Origin of the sequence: Streptomyces sp. 1114.5 (assembly GCF_003635085.1) — a bacterium.
In the GTDB taxonomy this organism is placed as follows: Bacteria; Actinomycetota; Actinomycetes; order Streptomycetales; family Streptomycetaceae; genus Kitasatospora.
In genome coordinates, this window is record NZ_RBXE01000002.1 from 261,677 (window position 1) to 287,774 (window position 26,098).

A 26,098-nucleotide genomic window follows, 5' to 3' on the forward strand; every position below is an offset into this window, starting at 1 on the left:
CAGGAATCGTTCATGATCTCGCCGACACCGCAGCCCGGGAAGACGCCGCTGCGCGCGCTGGCCAAAGCAGGCCGGCTCCCGGACCACCAGTACATGGACCGGACCACGCTGGCCTGGATCGCCGGTAACCGTCCCACCGGTCCGGGTGTCCGGGCCACCATGCCACACCGTCCGCTCCTGCTGGTACCCGAAGGCTCCTGGTTCGCCCGTAGGGAGGCGGTCGACTCCATCCACGGCGTCCGGCACGGTGCCCGGGTCGCGCTCCTGGTGCAGTTCCTCGCCCACGATCACGGCATCGACCCCGGCCGCACACAGGCCCTTGCCGTCTCGGCGGCCTGCCACGACTGCCGACGCCACCACGACCGCGACGACCCGGGCCACGGACAGCGCGCCGCCCGCTGGCTCGCCGAGCACACCGCCACCGTGGCCTCCGCCCTCGGCACCCGTCCCACGCCCGAGGCGATCACGGCCGTCGCCCTTCACGACGTCGCCCACCACGCTTTCACGGACGACCGGGCGAGCGCCTACCGGCAGCACCAGGACGCGGTGGACCTCCTCAAAGGCGCCGACGCCCTCGACCGCTACCGGCTGCCCCTCGCCCGCTGGTGGCCCGACCCCAAGCAGTTTCGCCTGCCCGTCCCCGCCTGGCTCCACCTGCTCGCCCACGACCTGGTGGTCCACAGCGAACAGGCGCGCCTCGACGGAGCCACCGACGCCTTGGCGCTGGAGCACGCGCTCCGCGTCACGCTGTCCGAGTAGGAGGAACCCCTTGCACGCCGAATGGGACTACGCCCACACCGACTACGGCGCCCTGCCCGCCCGCCCGGCACCGGCGGGGCTCGCCGACACCGACGCCGAGTGGTACCAGCGCCTCGAACAGGCCCCCAGCGGAAGGCTGTTGCGCGACAATGCGATGCTCCGCTCGCTCTCCGCCGGCACCCCGATTCACCTCCTGCACCTGACCCGCGACCTGGCAGCCGTGCGAGCCAGCGGCCACCTGCTCGCCTCCACTGGCTGCCTGGTCGGCGCCGTCTACGGCTCCCCGCTCACCCCGGCACCCGGCGGCGCGCTGCGGCCCCACAATCTGGGCTCGTACCTGCTGGAGAGCCGAGGCAGGCTCGTGAGTCGGAGCAACAGCACACCACTGGTCATCGAGGTCACCCCCACCGGCCCGGCGCCGTTGAAAGGGCTCGACTACCTGCGTCTGGGCGGCATCCACCTGCGGGCCTACCAGCAGTGTCGCCACGTCCTCACCGCTGCCGAGGACACCCGGGTGCTGCGGTCCGTCGTGGACCGGGTTCGCGTCACGGCGCCGTTCCTCGACACCCTCCTGCGCAACGCGGGCGGCAACACGACACCAGACGTACCGTTCATCGATGCGCTCGCCGCCGCGATCCCGGTCTTCCCCTACCTCGGATACCTGTACTTCGAGACCGTCGCCGAGTACCTGATGCTCAACTCCACCAGCCGGGCCACCCGCGAGTACATCGACCGCGGGGAGCTGAACAACCGGCTCTACAAGGACCTCGCCCTCTCCGCAGTGGACGGCATGGGCACGCTCTTCGACCTCGGGCGGTTCCACCCGGACCACGCCCGGCTCCTCGACCTCGTCGCTCGCATCGAGCCCGGCCTGGTCGCCTCGGTCCCCGGCTACGTCCGCCGGCGCCTGTCCTACCTCTTCGCAGCCACGTCCCTCCCCCCTTGCCAGGACATTCGGGATTTCACGTTCCACGAGGCGGCCGACCTGGGCACGCTGGCCGAGACGGCGCCGCACCTCCTCGGCCAGCTGATCTTCCGGGAGATCCGGCTTCTCGACCGCTACCCACAGCTCTACCACTGCTTCGAGCAGGCCAAGGCCCTGGAAGCGTGGGCCTACTGGAACAAGGAGGGCATCTCGACGCCGTTCAACGGTGTCAGCCCCAAGGGGGAGATCGGAATCAACCCGGCCTACCCCAATGCCCGCTTCACGGTCTGGACGGCCGAGTCCTGTGCCCGGGGGCTTCTCCACCCGGTCGAGCAGGTCGCCGCCGTCCCGGTCCCTCGGCTCGTGCCTTGGCTGGTTGCTTCGCTACGCGACAGAACGGAGGAGGAACGGTGGATCAGCCGGTCCCTGGTTCCACTGCAAGCGGCCCCAGCTTGATCGTTCTACGCGGCAACTCGGCTTCCGGGAAGACCAGCACGGCCTGGCGCGTTCGATCCCTGTTCGGCGACGGGCTGGCGATCATCTCGCAGGACAGCGTCCGGATCAACGTCCTCGGGGAGCCCGACATCCGAGGCGGAGTAAATATCGAAATGATCGACGCCATGGCGAGGATCGCCCTCGGCCGGGGATACCACGTGCTCCTGGAAGGCGTCCTCGCGGCCGACCGGTACGGCGACATGCTCCACGGGCTGCACCGCGATCACCCGGGCCGCAGCAGCTTCTTCTACCTCGACATCCCGTGGGAGGAGACCCTGGCCAGGCACTCGACCCGGAAGAAGGCGCAGGAGTTCGGACCGGAGGAGATGCGCGAGTGGTACATACCGCACGACGTACTTGTCGATGTCGGTGAAGTCGTCATCGGTCCGGAGAACACCTTGGACGTCACGGCGCGGTTGCTCCTCGACACGGTGCTCACCTCCACGTAGCCGTCGCCGCCTGCGAGTTCTCCGGCTTCTGCCGGGGAGCCCAGGCCGGTCATCGTTACTTTCGACAACCGGCCGACCTGGGACAGCTGCTCCAAGAAGAGCAAGCAGCCCGTCCAACCTCGCCCGGCCCGCACCGCGCGGGTGCGGGCCCGGCCCGACAGAGCGGAGCCCAACCCCGTGGACAGCAAAACCTTCGGCCGTGTCACCGTCACCCTGCCCCGCCTGGACGAGCCCGGCCTGTACCTGTCCAACGTCACTTCCCTGGACTCCGCCCGGGGCATCGTCCAGGACTTCCAGTACGGCGACACCGAGCTGCGGGACCTGGACCTGACCGACACCAGCCTCATCACCGGCCGCGTCAGCGGGCTGCGGGCCGAACGCGTCCAGTTCGACAAGGTCCGCCTGGACTCCGTCGAGTTCGACACCTGTGACCTCGCCACCGCCCGCATCAGTGACAGCAAACTGTCCCGCGCCGTCTTCCGCAACTGCAAGATCATGGGAGCCAACCTCACCGGCCTGACCCTGGACAACGTGCTCTTCGAGAACTGCAAGCTCGACTACGCCGGCTTCGAGCAGGTCCGGGCCACCGGGCCGGTTGCTTTCTCCAAGTGCGTGCTGACCGAGGCTTCGTTCACCGGCTGCGACCTCGGCGGCACGGTCCTCGACGCCTGCGCGCTGCGGCTGGCCGAGTTCGGCCGAGGCAAGTACCAGGGCCTGGACCTGCGCGGCAACGACCTGACCTCGCTGCGGGGCGTCGCCAACCTCGCCAGGGTGATCATCGACCGGGCCCAGCAGGCCGAGCTTGCCGAGGCCCTGATCGCGGAACTGGACGTGACCTTCGGCGACACGCTCGACGAGCGCCGGTGACCCGAACCGGGAGGAGCCCGGCTTGAACCTCGCCATCGCCCACACCGACCCCGCCGCCCTCATCGAGCGGTGCGAGGTGAAGCTCCCGGACGGCCCGGCGCCGCCACTGGCCTCGCGGAGTGCTGCCGACGCTCGTTTGATCGGCATCGAACGACGGAGGGTCACGTGCTTGACCACCTCATCACTCACGACGACAGCCTGCGGATGGTCCCCACCGACCGGAACGAGCTGACCACCGCGGTCGGCCAACTCCACGAGGAACTGCGGGCCTTGCCCGAGGGGAGCGACCCCGCGCGCGCTCGGGTCCTGACCAGGTGGATCGGCATCGGCCAGATGTGCCTGGGCAACCACGAGGAGGCCCGTGCAACACTCCGGCAGTCGCTCGACCTCGCCGCAGCGATCGGCAACACCCGGGCCGTCGTCGCCACCGGGCTCAACCTCGGCGACGCGCACCGCTACGCCGGTGACGTGCGGACTGCGGCCGCGCTCTACCGCAGTGCCCTGAACACCGCGCGAAACCAGCACCCGGAACTGGTCGACTTCGCGCTTCAGCACACCGGAAAGCACCTCATGGAGCGCGGCGACCTCGAGGACGCCCAGGCCCATCTCCAAGAGGCGCTGCGGCTGTGGATCGCCAAGGAGGAGGCCGGGCTGGTCGAGTCCACGCAGGCCGCACTCGCCCGGGTTGGAGCTGCTGATCGGGCCGGTCCCCGGTAGGGCCGCCTCCGCTACGGCGTCGGCTCCGGCCTCGGCAGCGGGATCGGCTCCGTCGCCTTGAAGCGGGCCGAGTTCGGGTCGGCGAGGGCGGAGGGCGCCGCCTGCTCGGTCGCGGGAGCCGCCGCCGGCGCGGCCGCCGACCCGGCTGCCGCCGCCGAGGCCGCTGCTGCGGCCGCCGCAGCCGCCGCCGTCGGGGTCTCCTCCTTGACCTTGATCCCGGCCTGGTCGAAGGCCACCTTTACCCGCTGCCGCAGCGCCCGGGAGACGGCCGGCGCCTTGCCGGGGGCGGTGCGGGCCTCGACGCGCACCGTCACCGAGTCCGCCGCGACCGACTCCACGCCCAGGATCGACACCGGCGCCCAGACCAGCTCGTCGTACGGCGCCTCCTTGGCCAGCTGCTCCGCGCTCTGCAGGATCAGCTCCTCGGCCCGCAGCAGGTCCTCCTTGGACCCGATCTGGATGTCCACCGAGGCCGTCGACCAGCCCTGGCTCATGTTGGCGATCCGCTTGACCTCACCGTTGCGGATGTACCAGATCTCGCCGTTCGCCCCGCGCAGCTTGGTCACTCGCAGGCCGACCTCCAGGACCGTGCCGTTGGCCACCCCGGTGTCGATCTCGTCGCCGACGCCGTACTGGTCCTCCATGATCATGAAGACCCCGGAGAGGAAGTCCGTGACCAGGTTGCGTGCGCCGAAACCGATCGCCACACCGGCCACACCGGCACTCGCCAGCAGCGGCGCCAGGTTCACCCCCATCGCGGAGAGCACCATCAGCGCCGCCGTGCCGAGGATCGTGAAGGAGGCCACGCTGCGCAGCACCGAGCCGATCGCCTCCGAGCGCTGCTGACGCCGCTCCGGGTTCACCACCCCGGTGTTGGCCAGCAGCCCGCCCAGCCGGCTCTCCTCCTGGTGGTCCGGGGTGCGCGCCATCCGCCCTATCAGCTGGGTGATCAGCTTGCGCACCATGGCCCGCAGCACGAGCGCCAGCACCACGATGAGGACGATCCGCAGGCCGGAGGCCAGCCAGCCCTGCCAGTGCGTGTCGAACCAGCTGGCGGCCTGCTTGGTGGTGTCCGAGACCTCCTGCGCGCTGGTCGGGATGCGCAGGTCCGGCAGCTGCGGCGCGGAGGGGCTGGGGCTCGGCGTCGTCGGGACGGAGGGCGTCGAGGACGCATCGGACAGACCGGTGGCGCCGGAGCGGAACACGGGCGGACCTTCCTTGCAGGGAGCGTGTCGGGCCCGCGCCGCCGCAAGCGGCCCACGGACCGTGCGCCTTAGCCTATCCGGCGCCGAACACCCGACCGGACACGCCGGGGTGACGGCCGTGACCGAGCGAGAAGCCTCCACAGGGCGTACACACAGCCCCGGACGCCCCGTCAACGCACCGGTGCGCTCCCCCGGAGTCCCGGCCCGGACCCGCCCCACCAGGGCCCGAACACTGCTCCGACCGGCCGATCGGTCCCCCGGGAGGGCCACCGCGCCGCCCCGCCCCCCGCCCGCCGGGGCGCCCGGGTGCAACCCGACCGTCCCCCGGGCATACCGGCTATGACGGAGAGCACACCCGGAGTTCACGGCAGGTCCGTTACACAGGAGTGGTGGCGCCGTACAACGGCGTAAGGCGACACTGGGGGAGATCGCGCACTCGTTGTGCGATCCAACCGCTCGTCCCGGCGCGAGCCACGCGCCGCAGGCGTCCAAGGAGGCATCCGTGCCGCATGTCCTGGTCCTCAACGCGTCCTACGAGCCACTCGGCGTCGTATCGATGCGCCGCGCACTCATCCTGGTCCTCAATCACAAGGCGGTCAGCCTGGAGGACTCGGAAGTCACTCTGCACAGCGCCACCAGCGCCCTTCCGGCGCCGTCCGTCGTCCGTCTGACCCGCTTCGTCCGGGTCCCGTTCTGCGGGCCCGTCCCGCTCACCCGCCGGGCGCTGTTCGCCCGCGACCACGGCCGCTGCGTCTACTGCGGGGCCGCCGCCACCAGCGTCGACCACGTCATCCCGCGCAGCCGGGGCGGCCAGCACCGGTGGGACAACGTGGTGGCAGCCTGCCGCCGCTGCAACCACACCAAGGCCGACCGCCACCTCACCGAACTCGGGTGGCGGATGAAGCGCCCACCCGCCCCGCCCAGCGGCCTCGCCTGGCGGATCATCGGCACCGGCATCAAGGACCCGCGCTGGCGCCCCTACCTGGAGCCGTACGGCGGTGCCGACCAGCTGCGGGCGCCGCAGTGGGGCGAGTACGAGCACCACGACCATACCGAGGCCAACCACTCGGTCCCGATCGGCCGGGCGCACGGCGCCCACTCCACCCCCGTCCGCCGCGGCGAGCAGCCCGAACCGCTCTCCGCCTGACCCGAGCGACACAAGGGCCCGCCCGTCTCACACCGTCGGTACGCGCCTCATGGGCCGCCGCGCCCCCCGCACCGGGGGCCGGCGGCCCGCCGCCGTTTTTCGGGGCCCGGCTCGCCGCCGGATGTCCCGCCGGGTGGAGTGTCCGGCCGGGTGCCCGTGCCGCTACTGCTTCGGCGCCGTCGCCGGGGGAGCCGTGGGCGCCGCCGTGGCGCCCGGAGCGCCGCCCGGCTGGGCGGGCGGCTGCCCGGCCGGGGGCTGGGGCTGGGCCGGCGGGGTCACCGCGTAGAGCTCGACGCCCCACAGCGAGTAGCCGTACTTGGTCGCCCGCGCCACGCCCTGGACCCGGACGAACCGGACGCCGGGCGCGTCGAACCGCACCGCCTCGTCGCCGCCCTTGCCGTTGTCCACCGTCGCCGCGTCGGTCCAGGAGTTCCCGTCCGCCGAGACCTGGATCCGGTACGAGGCGGCGTACGCGGCCTGCCAGTGCAGCACCGCCGCGCCCAGCCGGGTCGCCTGCGGCAGCTCCAGCCGGACCCAGGCGTCGTCCTTGGCCGGCGAGGACCAGCGGGTCTTCGGGTCGCCGTCGGTGACCGCCGAGGCCGGGAAGTTCGCCGTCTCGTCGCCCGAAGAGGTGGCCTTGGCGCCGAGCGCCAGGTCGGCCCCGCCGGTCGGCGGCACCACGTGCACCTGGAGCACCTGCTTGACGGTGGTGGTCCCGGCCACGAACTGCACCGGCACCTGGTACGTCCCGGACGGTGTCCCGGGGGCGGCGCTGACCAGCAGCGGCACGCCGACCCGGCCGCCGCGCGGCACGGTCACCGGGCCGGCGGGCGCCACGGTCAGGCCCTTGGCGGTGGCCGGCACGTCGGCGCGCAGCTCGCCGGTGGTGCCCTCGGGGCGGCCGGCCTCCACGGTGGCCCGGGTCTGGACGGGCGCGGCCGCGCCGGTGACCACGTCCAGGGCCGGGTCGGAGAGGCTGAGCCGGGCCGCCGGGGCGTCCGCGTACCAGGGGATGACCTGGTTGACCACGGGCGGGTCGCCGCCGGGCTTCCAGGTCAGCCGGAACGCGTCGGCCACCTGCCCGCCGGCGGGCAGCTCGTTGTAGCCGGGCTGGATGGTGCCGATGTCCGCCCAGGTGCCGTCGGCCCGCCGCACCGCGAGGGTGGCGGTGGCGCGCACGCCGGGATCGGTCAGCACGGTGAGCCGGTCCAGTGGACGGGCGGCGCCGAGTTCGACGGTGAGCGGTGCGTCCTGCGCGGTCGGCGCCTTGGCGGCCCGGTACGCGGTGTCGGGGTTGCCGTCCAGGACGGCCGCGGCGGAGGAGCCGGGCAGCGCGTCGGGCCCGCCGCTGACGCTCGCCGGGGCCTCGTCCGGGGCGGTGACGGTGAACTCGCGCACCGCGACGGCGGTCTTCTGCGCGGCGGTGGCGCGCAGCCGTACGGCCCGGACCACGGTGCCGGGCGGGAGCTGGGCGCTGATCGTCTTCTGGTTCCTGACGACGGCGAGCTGCTTCCAGCCGCCCTCGCCGGTGGAGTACTCCAGCACGCCGTCGCGGATGTAGTCGTCCACGGCGGTCTGGGCGTCCGGGCCGTCGCCCCAGCCGCCCATCAGCACGGTGACGTTGCCGACCGGGCGGCCCGCGCCGAGGTCCAGGCCGACCGCGTCGCCGGGCTGCGGGGGCGCGGAGCTCCAGTAGAACGTGTCGGCCAGGCCGTCAGCCATCAGGGCGGGCAGGTGGTCGTGCGCGGTGCCCATGGTGGTGGTCGGGGCGACCCCGCCGCCGCCCACGCCGGCCCAGTTGTCGGCGGCGCGGACAGCGCGTTCCAGGAACGGGCCGAGCACGCCGGGGCCGATGCTGGCCGGTGCCCGGTCGAGCTGTTCGCGCAACCGGTTGAGCTCGACCCGGGCCTTCCAGGCCGCGGTGCCGTCGCCGCCGTGCTGGGCCAGCAGCATGTCCAGGGCGGCCTGCCCGGCGAGCCCGTAGTCGCGCAGCGGGCCCAGCCAGGGCGCGGCCTCGCCGGCGAGCTGGGCGGTGGCGGGGGTGCCGGCCAGGGTCTGCTGGGCGGTGGCCATCGAGGCGAAGGCCTGCCGCAGCGGGGTGGCGGCCTCGATCAGCCGGCCCAGGTCGGGGGCCACGCCGGAGGTGGGTTCGGCGGCGGCCCAGAAGCGGTCGAGCAGCGGTGTCAGGTAGCCGGACTCCTGCTTGGACAGCGGCGAGGAGGTGCTGTTGCCGGCCAGCGCGGTGACGGCGGGCAGGGTGCTGCCGGCGGGCGTGGCGGCGGCGCCGGTGGGCCCGGCCAGCGAGCGGACGGCGGCCTGCCAGGACTCGTCCGGCTTGTACGCGGTCGGGTTCCAGGCGAAGTCGCCGGCCGTGGCGATGGCTATCCGGGAGGCGACCGGCTGCTGCATCGCACCGGTCAGCATGACGGCCGAGCGGGTGGCGACGCCCGGTTCGCGCCCGGTGTAGGCGCCGAGGAAGAGCCGGTCCGGGCTGGCGTCGTTGACCGGGTAGTTGTCCATGGTGACCAGCGGGTGCCCGTACAGGCCGGCGGTGTCGGCGGTCTGCGCGGCGGTGATCTTCTCCGGGATCACCCCGACCCCGCTCCAGGCCACCTGCACGCCGTCCGGCAGCGCGGCGGCCAGCGCCTTGCGGTACGGCGTGGCGCCCTGCTGGTGGTACTCGGTGGGGACGACGGACAGCGGGGCCAGGCCCGGGTTCTTCGCGATCAGCCGGTCCTGCACCTTCTTGACCAGCTCGGCCTGCGCCTTGGCGGCCGCGGCGGGGCCGGTGCCGTACTCGTCGCGGTCGTCGTCGCAGTGCCACTCGTCGTAGCTGACGTCCAGGAACTGCAACTGGAAGGCGGTGAAGCCGAGTTGGCGCAGCCCGTCCAGCTTGGCGACCAGCGCGTCCACGTCCTTGGCGGAGCTGAAGCAGAGCGACTGCCCCGGGTCGATCGCGTAGCCGAGCGTGACGTGGTTGCGCCGGGCCCGGTCGCCCAGTTCGCGCAGCTCGCCGGCCTGGGCGGCCGGGTAGGGGGTGCGCCAGCCGGAGAGCCGGAACGGGTCGTCACCGGGGGCGTACAAGTAGAAGTTCTGCTTGGAGCGGCCGAGGAAGTCGACCTGCTCCAGCCGCTGCTGGGCGGTCCAGGGGGTGCCGTAGAACGCCTCCGCGGTGCCGCGCACCGGCGCGCCGGTCGGCCAGTCCCGCAGCGTGATCCCGGGCAGACCGAGCCCGGCCGCCCCCGGCGCCTGCCCCTGCCCGGCGGGGACGGCGGCAAGCAGCTGGCGCAGGCTCTGCGCGGCGTAGAAGGTGCCGGTGGCGTCCACGCCGGACAGCACCACGGCGCCGTACGTCCCACCGCCCTGGGCGGGCAGCTGACCGGCCGACAGCACGTAGCCGCCGACCGGCATGCCCGCCGTGGACGGCCCGGTGCCGTCCTTGGTGCCGGCCGCGGCGGCCAGCTGCCGCAACACCCGGTCCACCTCGCCGTCGGCACCCTCGGCGGGCCCGCCGACGTACACCACCAGCGAGCCGGCGGCCGGCGTCCCGCCGTCCGGCTTCGGCGTCACCTCGGTCGTCCCGGCGACCTTCAGCACCTCGCGGACGGCCAGCACCGCCCCGGGGTCCGCCTTGGGCGCCGCCACCAGCGTCACGGCCGCCGGCACGGTGACGGCCCGGCCGGCCACCGTCTGCTCCTGCGGGCGCGGGAACACCTGAGGATCGGTCACGCTGCCCAGCGGCGTCTGCGGCGCGGTGCTCACCACGTCCGACCCCGGCTCCGCCGCGTACGCCGTCGGCAGCGGCCCGGCCAGCAACCCGCCGACCACCGCCGCGGCCGCGACCCCGGCCGCGATCTGCATCGCCCGCAGCCCCGGCCGCCCCGCCGCCCGCTCGGCCCGCTCCGCCCGCACCGACGCCAGCAGCGGCTCCGTGCCCTTGAGGTCCGCGATCAACCGGTCCGCCGCCCGCGGCGCCAACTGACGGCACGTCCGCGCCGTGGCCCGCCGCGCGGCCAGCGCCGCCGGGTGCTGCAGCACCTCCCGCAACGCCGCACTCTGCTCCAACTGCGACCGCAGCCGCCGCCCGGCCACAACGGACACTCGGGCTTGCACAGGAGCCTCCTCGCCAGGCCAGAACCACATCGCCGCCACCCCACCAGCTCCCCGACCCGGTGTCAACGCCGCCGACGGCTATGCCTCCCTTGCCCCGATTCCTCCCCTTACCGCCCTCACCCCACAACCCAGCGGGCCCGCACCACCATTCGGCGATGCGGGCCCTGGCGTCCCCTCAGGACATCGAGGTCAGGAATGCGGTGGTTCGAGTGGAGGTGAGAGACCTTTACCGCTGATCCTGTCGCAGCAGGGCGGTGGAGCTGAGGCGGCCGCATCCGGGTGACGCCGGGGAGGGTGGGAGCAGCCCTGACAAAGCCGGGACGGGCCGGTACTGCCAGAGGGTCCGGGTTCGGCGAGCGGGGCGGAGAAGGGTTCTCCCTTGTCTTGCCGCTGACGCCCTGATCCACCGCCCGCCGTCGTGTCGCGCAGCGTCGTCGGGTGGTTACCCGGGTAGGACTTGGGAGTCCTGACCGGGCGTAGCCGAGACATCGCAGGAGCCGCGAGTGGCCGCTTACCACGACAGTGACGGAGCCGAGCAGGTGCCGGCCCAGGATGCCCCGCCGCCGCCCGCCGAACTGCTGGCGCTGGCGCAGGCGTACGGGGTGGACACCCGGTACCCGGGGCCGGGCGGGCAGACGGTGGGGGCGCGGACGCTGGTGGCCGTGCTGGCCGCGCTGGGGGTGGCGGCCGGCACGCCGGAGGAGGTGCGGGAGGCGCTGGAGCGTCACCGCGCCTCTGTGCAGGGGAGGTTGCTGCCGCCCTGCGTGGTGGTGCGGCAGGGGCGGCGCACCGCGCTGGACGTCCCGGCGGACGCCCGGCTGCACGTGGAGCTGGAAGGCGGAGGGAGTTGGGAGCTGCCGTGCGGGCACTCGCACTGGCTGCCCGCCGACCTGCCGCTCGGCCGGCACGTCCTCAAGGCGGAGTCCAACGGCGCGAAGGCGGAAGCGGCGCTGATCGTCGCCCCGCAACGGCTGCCCCAACTCACCGGCCGCAGCTGGGGGTTCCTCGCCCAGCTGTACTCCGTTCTGTCCGACCGCTCCTGGGGCATGGGCGACCTCGGCGACCTCGCCGAGCTGGCCCAGTGGGCGGGCGCCGGCCTCGGCGCGGGCTTCGTGCAGATCAACCCGCTGCACCAGGGACTGCCGGGCGCCCCCTCCGACCCGTCCCCCTACCGCCCTTCCTCCCGCCGCTACGCCGACCCGGTGCACCTGCGGGTCGAGGCCGTCCCCGAGTACGCGTACCTGGACGGCAAGCGGCGCGGCCAGGCCGAGGAGCTGACCCGCCGCGCGGCCCGGCTGCGCGAGGAGGTCCTCGGCCACGACGGCCTGATCGACCGCGACGCCGTCTGGGCGCTCAAGCGCGAGGCCCTGGAGCTGCTGCACGAGGTGCCGCGCGGGCCCGGCCGGCAGGCCGCGTACGAGGCGTTCCAGCGCCGCGAGGGCGAGTGGCTGCGCCGGCACGCGCTCTGGAACGCCCTGGCGGAGGTGCACGGCGCCGACTGGCACCACTGGCCGAAGGGTCTGCGTCACCCGGACGGCCCACACGCCGAACAGGCGGAGAAGGAGCACGCGGAACGCGTCGAATTCCACCGCTGGCTCGCCTGGCAGGTCGACCAGCAGCTCGCCGCCGCCCAGCGGGCCGCCCGCGAGGCCGGCATGCCGGTCGGCCTGATCCACGACCTCGCCGTCGGCGCCCACCCGGACGGCGCCGACGCCTGGGCCCTGCAGGACGTGCTGGCCGGTGGCATCTCGGTCGGCGCTCCGCCGGACGCCTTCAACGCCCACGGCCAGGACTGGGGCCTGCCGCCCTGGCGCCCGGACGCCCTCGCCGAGGCCGGTTACGCCCCGTACGCGGAACTGCTGCGGGCGACGACGCGGCACGCCGGGGCCCTGCGCATCGACCACGTGATGGGCCTCTTCCGTCTCTGGTGGGTACCGGCGGGCCACCCGCCCACCGAGGGCGCCTACGTCCGTTACGACGCGGAGGCGATGCTCGGCGTCCTGGCCCTGGAGGCGCACCGCGCCGGGACGGCGGTGATCGGCGAGGACCTCGGCACGGTCGAGCCGGGCGTCCGGGAGGAGCTGGCGGCGCGCGGCGTGCTCGGTACGTCCGTGCTCTGGTTCGAGCGGGACTGGCAGGCCGACGGCGGCATCCTGGCCCCGGACGCCTGGCGCCCCGGCTGCCTGGCCACCCTCACCACCCACGATCTGCCGAGCACCGCGGCCCGGCTCTCCGGCGAGCACGTCGAGCTCCGCCACCGGCTCGGCCTGCTGGCCCGCCCACTGGGCGACGAGCAGGAGGAGGCGGCCGAGGAGCTGGCCGACTGGCGGTCCGAGCTGACCCGGCTGGGGCTGCTGCTGCCGGGCGAGCCGCTGTCGATGCCCGCGCTGTACGGCTTCCTGCGGGCGACCCCGGCGCAGCTGGTCGGCGTCTGGCTGCCGGACCTGGTCGGCGACCCGCGCCCGCAGAACCTGCCCGGCACCTGGGACCAGTACCCGAACTGGCGCCTCCCGGTCGCCGACGGCTCCGGCACCCCGATCACCCTCGACCGCCTCACCACCACCCCCACCGCCCCCCTCCTCGCCACCCTCCTCACCCCGCCCACCCGGCCGCACTGACCCCTACCCCGGGGGCCGCCCACCCCGGCGGCCCCGGGGCACCCCGCAGCGCCCACCCCCACCAGGCCGACCCCGACGCGCGCCCTCCCATAAGCCCCGGGTAAGTTGGAAACGTGGACAAGAGGAACGCTTTGCGAGCCGGCGCGGTCTCCGCAACGGTCACGCTGATGATGCTGCTGTCGTCGCCCGCCATGGCCTTCACCAGGGACGACGGCGATGACCCCGGTACGTCCGGCCTGAGTGTCGGCCAGACCCTCGGCCTGTACGTGTTTCTCCCGCTCGTCGCCTTCGCGGTGATCGCCGGTCTGGCCGGCCTGCCGTACGGCAAGGGCAAGAAGAAGTAGGCCCGGCCCCGCACGCGCCAGGCTGCCCCCCGCACGCCGGCACGCGCCGGCAGTCGCACGCCGCTCGCCGTCCGCCAGGACCCCGTACAACCCCCGAAGGGGCGCCGGACGACCCGTCCGACGCCCCTTCCGGTTTGTCACCGACCGTCAGCGCGCCCCCGCCGCACGGTCGACCGCCTGCGCCTTGAGCGCACGCTCGATCCCGGCCCGGGCCTCGATGACCTGCCGCCGCAGTGCCGGCGCCGGCTCGGCCGAGGCCAGCCACGCGTCGGTGGCCTCCAGGGTCGCGGCCGTCACCTGCAGCGCCGGGTACAGCCCGACGATGATCTGCTGCGAGATCTCGTGGCTGCGGGTCTCCCAGACGCCCTTGACCGCCGCGAAGTACTTCGCCGCGTACGGGGCGAGCAGTTCGCGCTGGTCGGACTGCTGGAAGCCGGCGATCACGGCCTCCTGGACGTAGTTGGTCAGCTTGTCCGACTCCACCACCGACGCCCAGGCCTCGGCCTTGGCCTCGGCGGTCGGCCGGGCGGCGCGGCAGGTGGCCGCGTGCTCCTGGCCGGCCGCGGTGTTGTCCCGCTCCAGCTCGGCGGCGATGAGCGCCTCGTCGGCCCGCCCGGTGGCGACCAGCCGCTCCAGCAGGGTCCAGCGCAGCTCGGTGTCCACCGCGAGGCCCTTGATCTCGACGGAGCCGTCCAGCAGCCCGGCGAGCAGTGCGAGCTGACCGTCGGTCCGGGCGACCGCGGCGAGGGCGCGGGCCCAGGCCAGCTGGTGGTCGCTGCCGGGCTCGGCGGCACGCAGGTGCTCCTCGGCGGCGGCGGCCCAGCGGGCGAGGCCTTCCTCCCGCCAGTCCGGGTCGGTGTACGCGTCGAGGGCGAGCTTGACCTGGCGGTGCACGGACTGCACCACGCCGATGTCGGACTCGCGGCCGATGCCGGAAAGCGCGAGCGACAGGTAGTCGCGGGCGGCGAGTTCGCCGTCGCGGGTCATGTCCCAGGCGGAGGCCCAGCACAGCGCGCGGGGGAGCGATTCGGTGAAGCCGCCGAGGTGTTCGGTGACGACGGCCAGCGAGTCCTCGTCGAGCCGGATCTTGGCGTACGACAGGTCGTCGTCGTTGAGCAGCACGACGGCCGGGCGGTGACGCCCGACCAGCTGCGGCACCTCGGTGCGCGGCCCGTCGACGTCCAGCTCGACCCGCTCCGTCCGCACCAGCGAGTCGCCGTTGAGCTCGTACAGGCCGATGGCGATGCGGTGCGGCCGCAGGACGGCCTCGCCCTTGGCGCCGGCGGGCAGCGCGGGGGCCTCCTGCAGGACCGCGAACGACTCGATCTCGCCGTCCGTGTTCAGCACCAGCGACGGCCGCAGCACGTTGATGCCGGCGGTCTCCAGCCAGGCCTTGGACCAGGCCTTGAGGTCGCGGCCGCTGGCCTCCTCCAGGGCGCCGAGCAGGTCGCTGAGCCGCGTGTTGCCCCAGGCGTGGCGCTTGAAGTAGGCCTGCACGCCCTGGAAGAAGGCGTCCTGCCCGACGTAGGCGACCAGCTGCTTGAGCACCGAGGCGCCCTTGGCGTAGGTGATGCCGTCGAAGTTGACCTGGACGTCCTCCAGGTCGTTGATGTCGGCCATGATCGGGTGGGTGGAGGGCAGCTGGTCCTGCCGGTAGGCCCAGGTCTTCATCTGGTTGGCGAAGGTGGTCCAGGAGTGCGGCCACCTGGAGCCGGGGGCCTCGGCCTGGCAGACGGCCTCGGCGAAGGTCGCGAAGGACTCGTTCAGCCAGAGGTCGTTCCACCACTCCATGGTGACGAGGTCGCCGAACCACATGTGGGCGAGCTCGTGCAGGATGGTGGCGGCGCGGGACTCGTACGCGGCGTCGGTGACCTTGGAGCGGAACACGTACTGGTCGCGCAGGGTGACGGCGCCCGCGTTCTCCATCGCGCCGGCGTTGAACTCCGGGACGAACAGCTGGTCGTACTTCGCGAACGGGTACGGGAAGTCGAACTTCTCCTGGAAGTAGTCGAAGCCCTGCTTGGTGACCTCGAAGATGGCCTCCGGGTCCAGGAACTCGCGCAGCGAGGGCCGGCAGTAGACGCCGAGCGGCACCTTCTGCTCGCCGTTCTCGTAGCTGTCGAAGACGCCGACGTACGGGCCGGCGATCAGCGCGGTGATGTAGCTGGAGATCCGGCCGGTGGGCTCGAACTTCCAGACCTGGGTGGCACCGTCGCCGACCGGCTCGGGCGTCGGGGTCGGCGAGTTGGAGACCACGACCCAGCCGGTGGGGGCGGTCACGGTGAACGTGAACGCGGCCTTCAGGTCGGGCTGTTCGAAGCTGGCGAAGACACGGCGGGCGTCCGGCACCTCGAACTGGGTGTACAGGTAGGTCTCGCCGTCGACGGGGTCGACGAACCGGTGCAGGCCCTCACCGGTGTTGGTGTACGCGCAGTCGGCGACGACCCGCAGCTCGTTCTCGGCGGCCAGGTTCGGCAGCGGGATGCGGCTGTCGGCGAAGCTCGCCGGGTCGAGCGGCGCGCCGTTGAGGGTGATCTCCTCGACGCTCGGGGCGACGAGGTCGATGAAGGTCTCCGCACCGGGCGTGGTGGCGGTGAACCGGACCACGGTGGTGGACCGGAAGGTGCCGCCTTCACGGGCCGAACCGAGGTCGAGCTCGATGTCGTACGCGTCCACGTGGAGGAGGTCCGCCCGGGTGCGGGCCTCCTCGCGGGTCAGGTTTGTGCCGGGCACTCGCTGCACTCCTTTGTCAGGCTGATGGTGCGAATCCTCGCATGTCCCAACGCACGGGCCCGCCGAATAATCGCAGGCGGGGCGGGCCCGGGCCGTTCGCCCGTGCCCGCCCCGCCCGCGCCGGTCGCGACCTGGGGTGATGTCCCCCGGAGTCGCCTCCCCGGCGTCCGGTGTCACCTCCCCGTGTCACTTCCCCGGGGTCACTTTCCTGGCGTCACTTTCCTGGCGTCACTTCTTCCACTTGGTCAGCGGACCGTCCGAGGAGCTGTAGCGACGGAAGGCGTACACCGCGGCGCCGTCGTCCGAGATCAGGTACTCGGAGGTGCTGCTGCCGATGTCGAGGCCGTTCGGCATCGCGAGGGTGCCGATGTCGGTCATCGAGCCGTCGGTCGGCGAGAGCGTCACGAGGCGGGCCGGCTTGTCGTAGCCCTGCTCGACGACGGCGCGGATCTTGCCGTCCTTGTCGGTGCCGGACACCAGGCGCATGTCGTTGCTGGACGAGGACGTGGTGGCCGACCAGAGGCGCTTGCCGGTGTTCAGGTCGTAGGCGTTGATGCCCGGCTTGGTGCCGCTGACCTGGACGTACAGGGTGGAGCCGCTGACGACGTTCCGGGTGATGGCCTCGTCCTGGCCGGACAGCCGCAGGCTGTCCGAGCCGGGCTCCTTGACGGACATCTGGGTGCCCGGCTTGTTGTCCTTGTCGAACGGCAGGACGTAGTCGCCCTGCGGGCCGTTGGTCATCAGCAGCACGAGCGGCTTGTCCTGGACGACCTGGTCGACCTGCTCGATGCTGCCGGTCAGGGTGATCGGCGTGCTGGCGGCCTTGCCGGTGTCGGCGTTGACGATGACGAGCTGCGACTTCGGGCCGCTGCCGCCGTAGCAGCGGTCGCTGACCGCGATCTGGGCGCCGGCGGTGCGGCCGCGCACGGTGCAGTCCTTGTCACGCGGCTGGTACTGCCAGGCGGGCTGGCCGTTGGCGATGTTGAGGGCGCCGACCGCGTTGCCGCCGATGGCGACCACGTTCTCGGTGACGCTCAGCGTCGGGGAGGACATCCGGTCGGCCGAGACCTTGACGCTCCAGAGCAGCTTGCCCTGGGCGAGGTCGACGGCGCCGACGGTGGAGCAGTCGCTGTCACCGGTGTTGAAGGAGACGGCGGCGATGTTCTTGGAGTTGGCCGCGTACGAGGCGGTGCACATCTCCTTGCTGCCGGCCGGGACGGGGATGGTCCAGGCCTCCTTGCCATCCGTCAGGTTGTAGGCCTTGATGCCGCTGCTGTCGACGCGGATGGCGTACTTGTCGGTGCCCCAGACGCCGAGCATCTGGTTCGCGCCGTCCGTGTTGGCGCCCTTGGGGGCGTTCCAGGCGACGTTGAAGCCGGCGCCCTTGCCACCGGGGCCGGGCGCGGGGCTGTTGTTGCTGTCCGGGCCGGCGCTGGTGGTGTCGTTGGCGTTCGGCGTGGGGCTCGGGCTGGGCTCCTTGAGCAGCACGACCAGGGCGATCACGATCGCGATCGCCAGCACGCCGCCGATGATCCCGCCCCACAGCATCACGGGGTTGCGCTGCTTGGGCGGCACGGGAGCACCGGGGTAGCTGTACCCGGGCTGCTGCTGCGGGTAGTTGTAGCCGCCGGTGTTGTAGCCCTGCCCGGGGTCCGGGGCGCCGTACGGGGCACCGGGCACCGGGTCGTACGGGCCGACCGGCGCACCGGCCGGGGGCGGCGGGGCCTGGGTGGGGAAGCCGGTCGCGGTCGGCGCGTACGCCGCGTACTCGGCGCCGCCGACCGGCGGTTGGGCGGGCGGCTGCGCGGGCGGTGCCGGCGGCTGGGCGGGCGGCGGCCCGGCCTGCCCCGGGATGGCCGAGCCGTCCAGCTGCGTCATCTGGTCCGCGACGGCGGCAGGATCCACGCCGCCGCCTGGCGGGCGTCCGAACGAGACGCCCCGGTTGTCCTGCGGACCGCTGCCAGGCGTTTCGCCTGCCCCCGGCGTAGGGTGATCCCCTGCCATCTGATTCCCCGTCATGTCTGGATGCGTCCCCCTGCCGGTACCGTCCTCGGTTCCGGTGGGACGCCTGAGAAGTGGGCACCATGGTAGTGGTGCGTGGTTTTCGGCCGCTGCCAGGACCGCCCAACCCCGACGTCACAGGTCCAGGCCGCGCAACACCTTCACCCCCCGATCACCCACCCCTCACCCCCGACACCCCGACGTGACCCGCCCCCGCCCCCGGGCATCCGGCCCCCGCCCCCCGCCCCCTGCCCCTGCCCGCCGCCAGGCGCCCCCCATCCCCGGCCATCCCGCGCCCGCCCCCGCCCCCGGGCCGTACCCTTCAGGAGTTGAAGGGGAAGCCCGGCGGAGGGTTCCCCGCCCTGGGAGGGTGGATCATGTCGACGGACACACCGGGCTCGCAGTCGTCCCTGCACCGGGCGAACCTGGAGCGGGTCCTGCGCGCGGTGCGGATGGCCGGTTCGCTGACCCAGGCCGAGATCGCCCGGGGCACCGGCCTCTCCGCGGCCACCGTGTCCAACATCGTGCGGGAGTTGAAGGAGAGCGGCACCGTCGTGGTCGCCGACACCTCCTCCGGCGGCCGCCGCGCCCGCAGCGTCTCGCTCAGCGGGGACGCCGGCATCGTGGTCGGCATCGACTTCGGCCACACCCACCTGCGGGTCGCGGTCGGCAACCTGGCGCACCGGGTGCTGGCCGAGGAGAGCGCCCCGATCGACGTGGACGTCTCCGCGCAGCAGGGCTTCGACCGCGCCGAGGCGATGGTGGAGCGCCTGCTGGCGCAGGCCGGTTTCCGCCCGGACAAGGTGATCGGCGTCGGCCTGGGCGTGCCCGGCCCGATCGACGTGGAGACCGGCGCGCTGGGCTCGACCGCGATCCTGCCCGGCTGGACGGGCATCGCCCCGGGCAAGGAGCTGGGCGAGCGGCTGGGCATGCCGGTGCACGTGGACAACGACGCCAACCTCGGTGCGCTGGGCGAGCTGGTCTGGGGGGCTGGCCGCGGACTGAGCGACCTCGCGTACATCAAGGTGGCCAGCGGTGTCGGCGCCGGCCTGGTGGTCAACGGCCAGATCTACCGCGGCCCGGGCGGTACGGCGGGTGAGATCGGGCACATCACGCTGGACGAGGCCGGGCCGGTCTGCCGCTGCGGCAACCGCGGCTGCCTGGAGACCTTCGTCGGTTCGCGCTACCTGCTCTCCCTGCTCAGCTCCACCCTGGGCCCGGACCTCTCGTTGCCGCGGGTGGTCGAGCTGGCCCAGCAGGGCGACCTCGGCTGCCGCCGGGTGATCGCCGACGCCGGCCGGCAGATCGGCACCGGTGTCGCGACCCTGTGCAACCTGCTCAACCCGCGCCGGGTGATCCTGGGCGGCGACCTCGCCGAGGCCGGTGAGCTGGTGCTCGCCCCGATCCGGGACTCGGTGGCCCGCTACGCGATCCCCAGCGCCGCCCGCCAGCTCTCGGTGGTCCCCGGCACCCTCGGCGGCCGGGCCGAGGTACTGGGCGCACTGGCGCTGGTGATGAGCGAGATGGGCGAGTCCGGAGCCCTCGGCCGGTCCTAGCACCTGCCGAACCACGAACGGCGCCCGCCGAACCACGCCCGGCTCCCGCTAGGACCGCACCCGCCGCCGTCCAAGCCGCACCCGCCGACGTCCCCCGTCATAAAGGTGGCCGAACACCCGAGCGTCAACCCACGGTGACGCGCATCCCCCGGCCGACCTCCGGGAATGGCAGTGGCCGAACGGTGGCACCGGGCGCGCCGCTCGGTGCCCGGCAGGCGGACATTAGACTCGACCGGTCGGTACCGGCCGCGACCACCGGCCTGCCGCCGGACCGGGCAGCGACGCCCGTCGGACCGTCCGTGGTCCGCGAACACTGAACGAGGAGGAACGGGTGGCCCTGCTGACCCGCATTCGGGGACCGCGCGATCTCGACCGGCTCACGCCCGGACAGCTGGCCGCACTGGCCCAGGAGATCCGGACCTTCCTGGTGACCGAGGTCTCCAAGACGGGCGGCCACCTCGGCCCCAACCTCGGCGTGGTGGAGCTCACCATCGCGCTGCACCGGGTCTTCGACTCGCCGCGCGACCGCATCCTCTTCGACACCGGCCACCAGAGCTACGTCCACAAGCTGCTCACCGGCCGCCAGGACTTCTCCCGCCTGAAGATGAGCGGCGGCCTGTCCGGCTACCCGTCGCGGGCCGAGTCCGAGCACGACGTGATCGAGAACTCGCACGCCTCCACGGTGCTCTCGTACGCGGACGGCCTGGCCAAGGCCAACAAGATCCAGGGCAAGGCGGACCCGGTCGTCGCCGTGATCGGCGACGGCGCGCTGACCGGCGGCATGGCCTGGGAGGCGCTCAACAACATCGCCGACGCCAAGGACCTGCCGGTCGTCATCGTCGTCAACGACAACGAGCGCTCCTACTCGCCGACCATCGGCGGTCTGGCCAACCACCTCGCCACCCTGCGCACCACCCAGGGCTACGAGCGCTTCCTGTCCTGGGGCAAGGACGCGCTGCAGCGCACCCCCGTGGTCGGCCAGCAGCTGTTCGAGACGCTGCACGGCGCCAAGAAGGGCCTCAAGGACTTCATCGCCCCGCAGGGCATGTTCGAGGACCTCGGCCTCAAGTACATCGGCCCGATCGACGGCCACGACCTGACCGCCCTGGAGTCCGCGCTGACGAAGGCGCGCGGCTTCGGCGGCCCGGTGATCGTGCACTGCCTCACCGAGAAGGGCCGCGGCTACCACGCCGCCGAGAACAACGACGAGGACCGCTTCCACGCGGTCGGCGTGATCCACCCGGACACCGGCCTGCCGGTCAAGAGCTCGGGCAAGGACTGGACCTCGGTCTTCGGCGAGGAGATGGTCGCGCTCGGCCACGAGCGCGAGGACATCGTCGGCATCACCGCCGCGATGCTGCACCCGGTCGGCCTGGCCCCGTTCGCCGAGGCCTTCCCGGACCGCATCTTCGACGTCGGCATCGCCGAGCAGCACGCCGTCACCAGTGCCGCCGGCCTGGCCACCAACGGCCTGCACCCGGTGTTCGCGGTCTACGCGACCTTCCTGAACCGCGCCTTCGACCAGGTCCTGATGGACGTCGCCCTGCACAAGCTGGGCGTCACCTTCGTGCTGGACCGCGCCGGTGTCACCGGGACGGACGGCGCCTCGCACAACGGCATGTGGGACATGTCGATCCTCCAGGTGATCCCGAGCCTGCGGCTGGCCGCCCCGCGCGACGCCGACCAGGTACGGGCGCAGCTGCGGGAGGCCGTCCAGGTCAAGGACGCCCCGACGGTGGTCCGCTACTCCAAGGGCACGGTCGGCCCGGCCGTTCCCGCGGTCGGCCGGGTCGGCGGCATGGACGTGCTGCGCGCCGCCGAGGAGCCCTCCGGCGTCCACCGCGCCGATGTGCTGATCGTCTCGGTCGGTGCGATGGCCCCCACCAGCCTGGAGGTCGCCGACCTGCTGGCCGCCCAGGGCATCACCGCCACCGTGGTGGACCCGCGCTGGGTCAAGCCGGTGGACGCGGCCCTGCCGGGCCTGGCCGCCGAGCACCGGGTGGTCGTCACGATCGAGGACAACGGCCGGGTGGGCGGCGTCGGCGCGGCCGTCGCCCAGGCGCTGCGGGACGCGGACGTGGACCTGCCGGTCCGCGACTTCGGAATCCCGCAGGAGTTCCTGGACCACGCGAGCCGGAACGAGATCCTGGCGGAAATCGGTCTGAACGCCCCGGACATCGCCCGCAAGGTGACGGCCCTGGTCGCCCGCCTGGACACGGCGCGGGTCGAGGCCTGACGAGGGGCCTCGGCGACGCGGTTCGCCCGTGCTCCGATCGGCCGACGACTGTTCGTCGTAATGTCGTAACAGTTCGTCACGGAACAAGCTGACAATCGCACTGAAAGGCGGGACCGGCGCGGATCGCGCCGATCCCGCCCGGTAGGTTGTCAACCGTGCCGACCCCCACCCGCCTCCGCCTCGCCGGACTGGCCGACCGCCTGCCCGAGCGCGTCCGTACCCACGTCCGTACCGGGTACTGGACCAGGCTGGTGCCGGTGCTCACGCTGGTCGCGCTGCTCACCCACATCCCCTCCTTCGCCCGGCCCGTCTGGAGCCCGGACGAGGGCTTCCTGGCCACCCAGGCCCGGATGCTGGCGGACGGCGGGGTGCTCTACGACACCGTGGTGGACCGCAAGCCCCCGTTGCTTCCCTGGCTCTACCAGGCCTGCTTCGCGGTCTTCGGCTCCGCCTCGCTCTGGCCGCTGCGCACCCTGGCCGTGGTGGCCCACCTGGTCACCGCGATCCTGCTGGCCTCGATCGCCCGCGGCCGCTGGGGCAACCGGGCCGGCGCCGGCGCGGGACTGCTCTACCTGCTGGTCTCCATCGGGCTCTCCCCGGAGGACACCCAGGCGGCGACCTTCGAGGTCTTCATGCTGCCCGCCATGGTGGCCGCCTTCCGGTACGCCGAGCGGCGCCGCTGGCTGGCGGCGGGCATCGCGGTGGCGCTCTGCTCGCTGACCAAGCAGACCGGCGGCGCGGTGCTGCTGCCGGTGCTCTGGATGCTGTTCCAGGACGCCCGCCGGCGCGGGGTGCGCTGGCCGCCCGCGCTGTTCAAGATCGGCTTCGGCTTCACCCTGCCGATAGCGCTGGTCGCGGTGATCCTCACCAAGCCCAAGGGCTTCCTCTTCTGGGTGGTCACCGGCAGCGGCGACTACGCCACCTTCGGCGGCGCCTGGCTGCAGATGATCGGCCGAGCCCTGGGCAACTCGGCCATCCTGGCCGCGGCCGGCCTGGGCTTCCTCTACCCGGTCGGACGCCGGCTCTGGCTCAAGCACCGCCACCGCCCGCTGCCGGTGGCCGGCGAGGAGCACGGCTCGACCACCGACCTGTGGGTGTGGCTGCTCTCCTCGGTCGTCGCGGTCAGCGTCGGCTTCCACTTCTTCGGCCACTACTACCTGCAGCTGATCCCGCCGCTGGTGCTGCTGGGCACCGGGGCGGTCGCCACCTCGGCGATCCGCTGGAAGCCCGTCCTGGTGTACACCACGGTGGCCGCCACGGTGTTCTGGGGCCTGGCGCTGGCCTGGCCGGGGGAGCGGCTCAACCGCACCACCGAGGTCGCCACCGCCGTCGCCGCGCAGACCACCCCCAAGGACACCGTGCTGGTCTGGGGCATGCACCCCGAGCTGTACTGGCTGGCCGGCCGCAAGCCCGCCACCCGCTACCTGACCGCCGGCTTCCTCACCAACTACAGCGGCGGCAAGGACGGCAGCCAGAACGTGGGCGAGCAGTTCAGCGTCTCCAACGCCTGGCAGACCTTCGACAAGGAGCTGGCCAACGGTCTGCCCGAGGTCGTCGTCGACGACTCCGGCATCGCCCCGTACCAGCCGGTCATGGTCCCCCGGATCGAGAACCTGCTGGACACCCACTACGAGATGGTCGGCGTCTTCGCCGACACCGTGGTCTACCGCCTCAAGCACTGAACGTCCCTACGCGCGCCCCTCCTGAAGAGGCGCCCGTACACACGAAGGAGCCCCGGTGACCACCAGGTCACCGGGGCTCCCGCGTTTCACGGAGCTACGCCCTACGCGGGCACCGAGGCCACGCCGGGGGCCAGGAACGGCTTGCCGTTCACCCGCTCCGAGACGCCCTCACGGTCCAGGTACGGGGTGATCCCGCCCAGGTGGAAGGGCCAGCCGGCACCGGTGATCATGCAGAGGTCGATGTCCTGCGCCTCGGCGACGACACCCTCCTCCAGCATCAGGCCGATCTCCTGCGCGACGGCGTCCAGGGCACGGGCGCGGACCTGCTCCTCGGTGAGCACCGAGTCGCCGAAGGTCAGCAGCGCCAGCACCTCGGGGTCGAGGACCTGCTGCCCGTCCACCCAGGTGTAGAAGCCGCGCTTGCCGGCCTTGACCACCTTGGCGAGGTTCTCGGAGACGGTGAACCGCTCCGGGAAGGCGCCGTGCAGGGTCTCCGACACGTGCAGCGCGATGGCCGGACCGACCAGCTCCAGCAGCACGATCGGGGACATCGGCAGGCCGAGCGGCTCGACGGCCTTCTCGACGTCGGCGATCGGGGTGCCCTCGTCGATGATGCCCTGGATCTCGCCCATGAAGCGGGTCAGGATCCGGTTCACCACGAACGCCGGGGCGTCCTTGCAGAGCACCGAGGTCTTCTTCAGCTTCTTCGACACGGCGAAGGCGGTGGCCAGCGACGCGTCGTCGGTCTTGTCGCCGCGGACGATCTCCAGCAGCGGCAGGATCGCGACCGGGTTGAAGAAGTGGAAGCCGACGACCCGCTCGGGGTGCTTCAGCTTGGAGGCCATCTCGGTGACCGACAGCGAGGAGGTGTTGGTCGCCAGCACACAGGTCGGCGAGACCACGTTCTCCAGGTCCGCGAAGACGGTCTGCTTGACGCCCATCTCCTCGAACACGGCCTCGATGACGAAGTCCGCGTCGCCGAAGGCGACGGCCTTGTCGAGCGAGCCGGAGACCAGGCCCTTGAGGCGGTTGGCCTTGTCGTTGCCGATGCGGCCCTTGGAGAGCAGCTTGTCGATCTCGGCGTGGACGTAGCCGACGCCCTTGTCGATGCGCTCCTGGTCGATGTCGGTGAGGACCACCGGCACCTCCAGACGGCGGGCGAACAGCAGCGCCAGCTGCGAGGCCATCAGACCGGCACCGACGACGCCGACCTTGGAGACCGGGCGGGCCAGCGACTTGTCCGGCGCACCGACCGGGCGCTTGGCCCGGCGCTGCACCAGGTTGAAGGCGTAGATGCCGCTGCGCAGCTCGCCGCTCATGATGAGGTCGGCCAGGGCCGCGTCCTCGGCGTCGAAGCCGGCCTGCAGGCTGCCCTTCTCGGCGAGGTCGGCGTCCTTGACCAGGGCGATGATGTCCAGCGCCTTGTACGCGGCCGGAGCGGCCCCGTGCACCTTGGCGTCGGCGACCAGACGGCCCCAGGCGACGGCGTCGTCCCAGGCCTTGCCGCGGTCGATCGCCTCGCGCTCGACGACGACGTCGCCCTTGAGGACCTTGGCGGCCCACAGCAGCGACTGCTCCAGGAAGTCGGCCGGCTCGAAGATCGCGTCCGCGATGCCGAGCTCGAACACCTCCTTGCCCTTGAGCTGCTTGTTCTGGTTCATCGAGTTCTCGATGATGACCTTGATCGCCTTCGAGGGGCCGATCAGGTTCGGCAGGATGGTGCAGCCGCCCCAGCCGGGGACGAGGCCCAGGAAGACCTCCGGCAGCGAGAAGGCCGGGACGCCCGCGCTGACTGTGCGGTAGGTGGCGTGCAGGCCGACCTCGACGCCGCCGCCCATCGCCGCGCCGTTGTAGAAGGCGAAGGTGGGGACGGGCAGCGCGGCGATCCGCTTGAAGACCTCGTGGCCGCCCTTGCCGATGGCCAGCGCGTCCTCGTGCTGCTTCAGCAGCTCGACGCCCTTGAGGTCGGCGCCGACCGCGAAGATGAACGGCTTGCCGGTGATCGCGGCGCCGACGATCTTGCCCTCGGCGGCCTCGGCCTCGACCTGGTCCAGCGCCTCGGACAGCTTGAGCAGCGAGCCCGGGCCGAAGGTGGTCGGCTTGGTGTGGTCGAAGCCGTTGTCCAGGGTGATCAGGGCCAGCTTGCCGGCCTGCAGCGGCAGGTCCAGGTGGCGCACGTGCGCGGTCGTGACGACCTCGCCCGGGAACAGCTCGGCGCCGTGCTGCAGGAGCTCAGTGGTGTTGGTCATGC

16 protein-coding genes are annotated in these 26,098 nt (G+C 72.6%); 11 read left to right on the forward strand and 5 right to left on the reverse strand.

From position 1 onward, the window contains the following. The first annotated feature begins 12 nt into the window (after positions 1-12). The 5 genes from BX285_RS24595 to BX285_RS24615 all read left to right on the forward strand — a co-directional run bounded on the left by BX285_RS24595 (position 13) and on the right by BX285_RS24615 (position 4,212). Positions 13-759 carry a hypothetical protein gene (locus tag BX285_RS24595; protein WP_097235900.1) on the forward strand — a complete coding sequence of 249 codons (747 nt, stop codon included), beginning with the start codon at positions 13-15 and terminating at the stop codon, positions 757-759. A 10-nt stretch (positions 760-769) separates the two neighbouring features. Next, positions 770-2,140 (forward strand): hypothetical protein, encoded by a 1,371-nt coding sequence (locus tag BX285_RS24600; protein WP_121178109.1) that lies wholly within the window; start codon positions 770-772, stop codon positions 2,138-2,140. Further along, positions 2,137-2,628 (forward strand): AAA family ATPase, encoded by a 492-nt coding sequence (locus tag BX285_RS24605; protein WP_121178994.1) that lies wholly within the window; start codon positions 2,137-2,139, stop codon positions 2,626-2,628. Before BX285_RS24600 ends, BX285_RS24605 begins: the two co-directional genes overlap by 4 nt. Positions 2,629-2,805: 177 nt before the next feature. After that, on the forward strand, positions 2,806-3,495 hold the full coding sequence (locus BX285_RS24610; protein ID WP_183107213.1) for a pentapeptide repeat-containing protein: 690 nt from the start codon (positions 2,806-2,808) through the stop codon (positions 3,493-3,495). A 165-nt stretch (positions 3,496-3,660) separates the two neighbouring features. After that, positions 3,661-4,212, forward strand: a complete 552-nt coding sequence (locus BX285_RS24615; protein WP_121178114.1) for a tetratricopeptide repeat protein — start codon at positions 3,661-3,663, stop codon at positions 4,210-4,212. Positions 4,213-4,223: 11 nt separating this feature from the next. Here BX285_RS24615 and BX285_RS24620 read toward each other — a convergent pair whose 3' ends face one another. Next, positions 4,224-5,417 (reverse strand): mechanosensitive ion channel family protein, encoded by a 1,194-nt coding sequence (locus BX285_RS24620; RefSeq protein ID WP_097235895.1) that lies wholly within the window; start codon positions 5,415-5,417, stop codon positions 4,224-4,226. Positions 5,418-5,919: 502 nt separating this feature from the next. On the opposite strand from BX285_RS24620, the gene BX285_RS24625 reads away from it, so the two are divergent. Next, complete coding sequence (locus BX285_RS24625) at positions 5,920-6,564, forward strand: HNH endonuclease (protein ID WP_121178117.1); 645 nt, start codon at positions 5,920-5,922, stop codon at positions 6,562-6,564. A 162-nt stretch (positions 6,565-6,726) separates the two neighbouring features. Here BX285_RS24625 and BX285_RS24630 read toward each other — a convergent pair whose 3' ends face one another. Beyond that, positions 6,727-10,677, reverse strand: a complete 3,951-nt coding sequence (locus tag BX285_RS24630) for a beta-N-acetylglucosaminidase domain-containing protein (RefSeq protein WP_259470769.1) — start codon at positions 10,675-10,677, stop codon at positions 6,727-6,729. A gap of 539 nt (positions 10,678-11,216) precedes the next feature. Between BX285_RS24630 and malQ the strand changes: the two genes are divergently transcribed. After that, a complete protein-coding gene (gene malQ, locus BX285_RS24640) occupies positions 11,217-13,295 on the forward strand; it encodes a 4-alpha-glucanotransferase (protein WP_259470874.1) in 2,079 nt (692 codons plus the stop codon). Positions 13,296-13,408: 113 nt separating this feature from the next. Continuing rightward, positions 13,409-13,639 (forward strand): hypothetical protein, encoded by a 231-nt coding sequence (locus BX285_RS24645; protein ID WP_097235890.1) that lies wholly within the window; start codon positions 13,409-13,411, stop codon positions 13,637-13,639. A gap of 147 nt (positions 13,640-13,786) precedes the next feature. Here BX285_RS24645 and pepN read toward each other — a convergent pair whose 3' ends face one another. Then, positions 13,787-16,372: an aminopeptidase N gene (pepN, locus tag BX285_RS24650; protein ID WP_121178122.1), complete on the reverse strand. Its 2,586-nt coding sequence runs from the start codon at positions 16,370-16,372 to the stop codon at positions 13,787-13,789. 228 nt (positions 16,373-16,600) lie between these two features. Next, entirely contained in the window at positions 16,601-18,277 is a 1,677-nt protein-coding gene (locus tag BX285_RS24655) for a PQQ-binding-like beta-propeller repeat protein (protein WP_147465226.1), read from the reverse strand. Positions 18,278-18,750: 473 nt separating this feature from the next. On the opposite strand from BX285_RS24655, the gene BX285_RS24665 reads away from it, so the two are divergent. The 3 genes from BX285_RS24665 (at position 18,751) to BX285_RS24675 (ending at position 23,847) form a co-directional block, all read left to right on the forward strand. After that, positions 18,751-19,929, forward strand: coding sequence for an ROK family transcriptional regulator (locus tag BX285_RS24665; protein WP_121178127.1), 1,179 nt, complete (start codon positions 18,751-18,753; stop codon positions 19,927-19,929). A 331-nt stretch (positions 19,930-20,260) separates the two neighbouring features. Then, a complete protein-coding gene (dxs, locus tag BX285_RS24670) occupies positions 20,261-22,165 on the forward strand; it encodes a 1-deoxy-D-xylulose-5-phosphate synthase (protein WP_097235887.1) in 1,905 nt (634 codons plus the stop codon). 155 nt (positions 22,166-22,320) lie between these two features. Beyond that, positions 22,321-23,847, forward strand: a complete 1,527-nt coding sequence (locus BX285_RS24675; RefSeq protein ID WP_257032369.1) for a glycosyltransferase family 39 protein — start codon at positions 22,321-22,323, stop codon at positions 23,845-23,847. Positions 23,848-23,948: 101 nt separating this feature from the next. Here BX285_RS24675 and BX285_RS24680 read toward each other — a convergent pair whose 3' ends face one another. Then, positions 23,949-26,096 carry a 3-hydroxyacyl-CoA dehydrogenase NAD-binding domain-containing protein gene (locus BX285_RS24680; RefSeq protein ID WP_121178129.1) on the reverse strand — a complete coding sequence of 716 codons (2,148 nt, stop codon included), beginning with the start codon at positions 26,094-26,096 and terminating at the stop codon, positions 23,949-23,951. Between the last annotated feature and the right edge of the window lie 2 nt (positions 26,097-26,098).

What these genes read in the sequence shown, in the direction of transcription:
- BX285_RS24680 (WP_121178129.1), bottom strand. Translation starts at nt 26,096, where the DNA reads ATGACCAACACCACTGAGCTCCTGCAGCACGGCGCCGAGCTGTTCCCG.
- BX285_RS24595 (WP_097235900.1), top strand. Translation starts at nt 13, where the DNA reads ATGATCTCGCCGACACCGCAGCCCGGGAAGACGCCGCTGCGCGCGCTG.
- BX285_RS24665 (WP_121178127.1), top strand. Translation starts at nt 18,751, where the DNA reads ATGTCGACGGACACACCGGGCTCGCAGTCGTCCCTGCACCGGGCGAAC.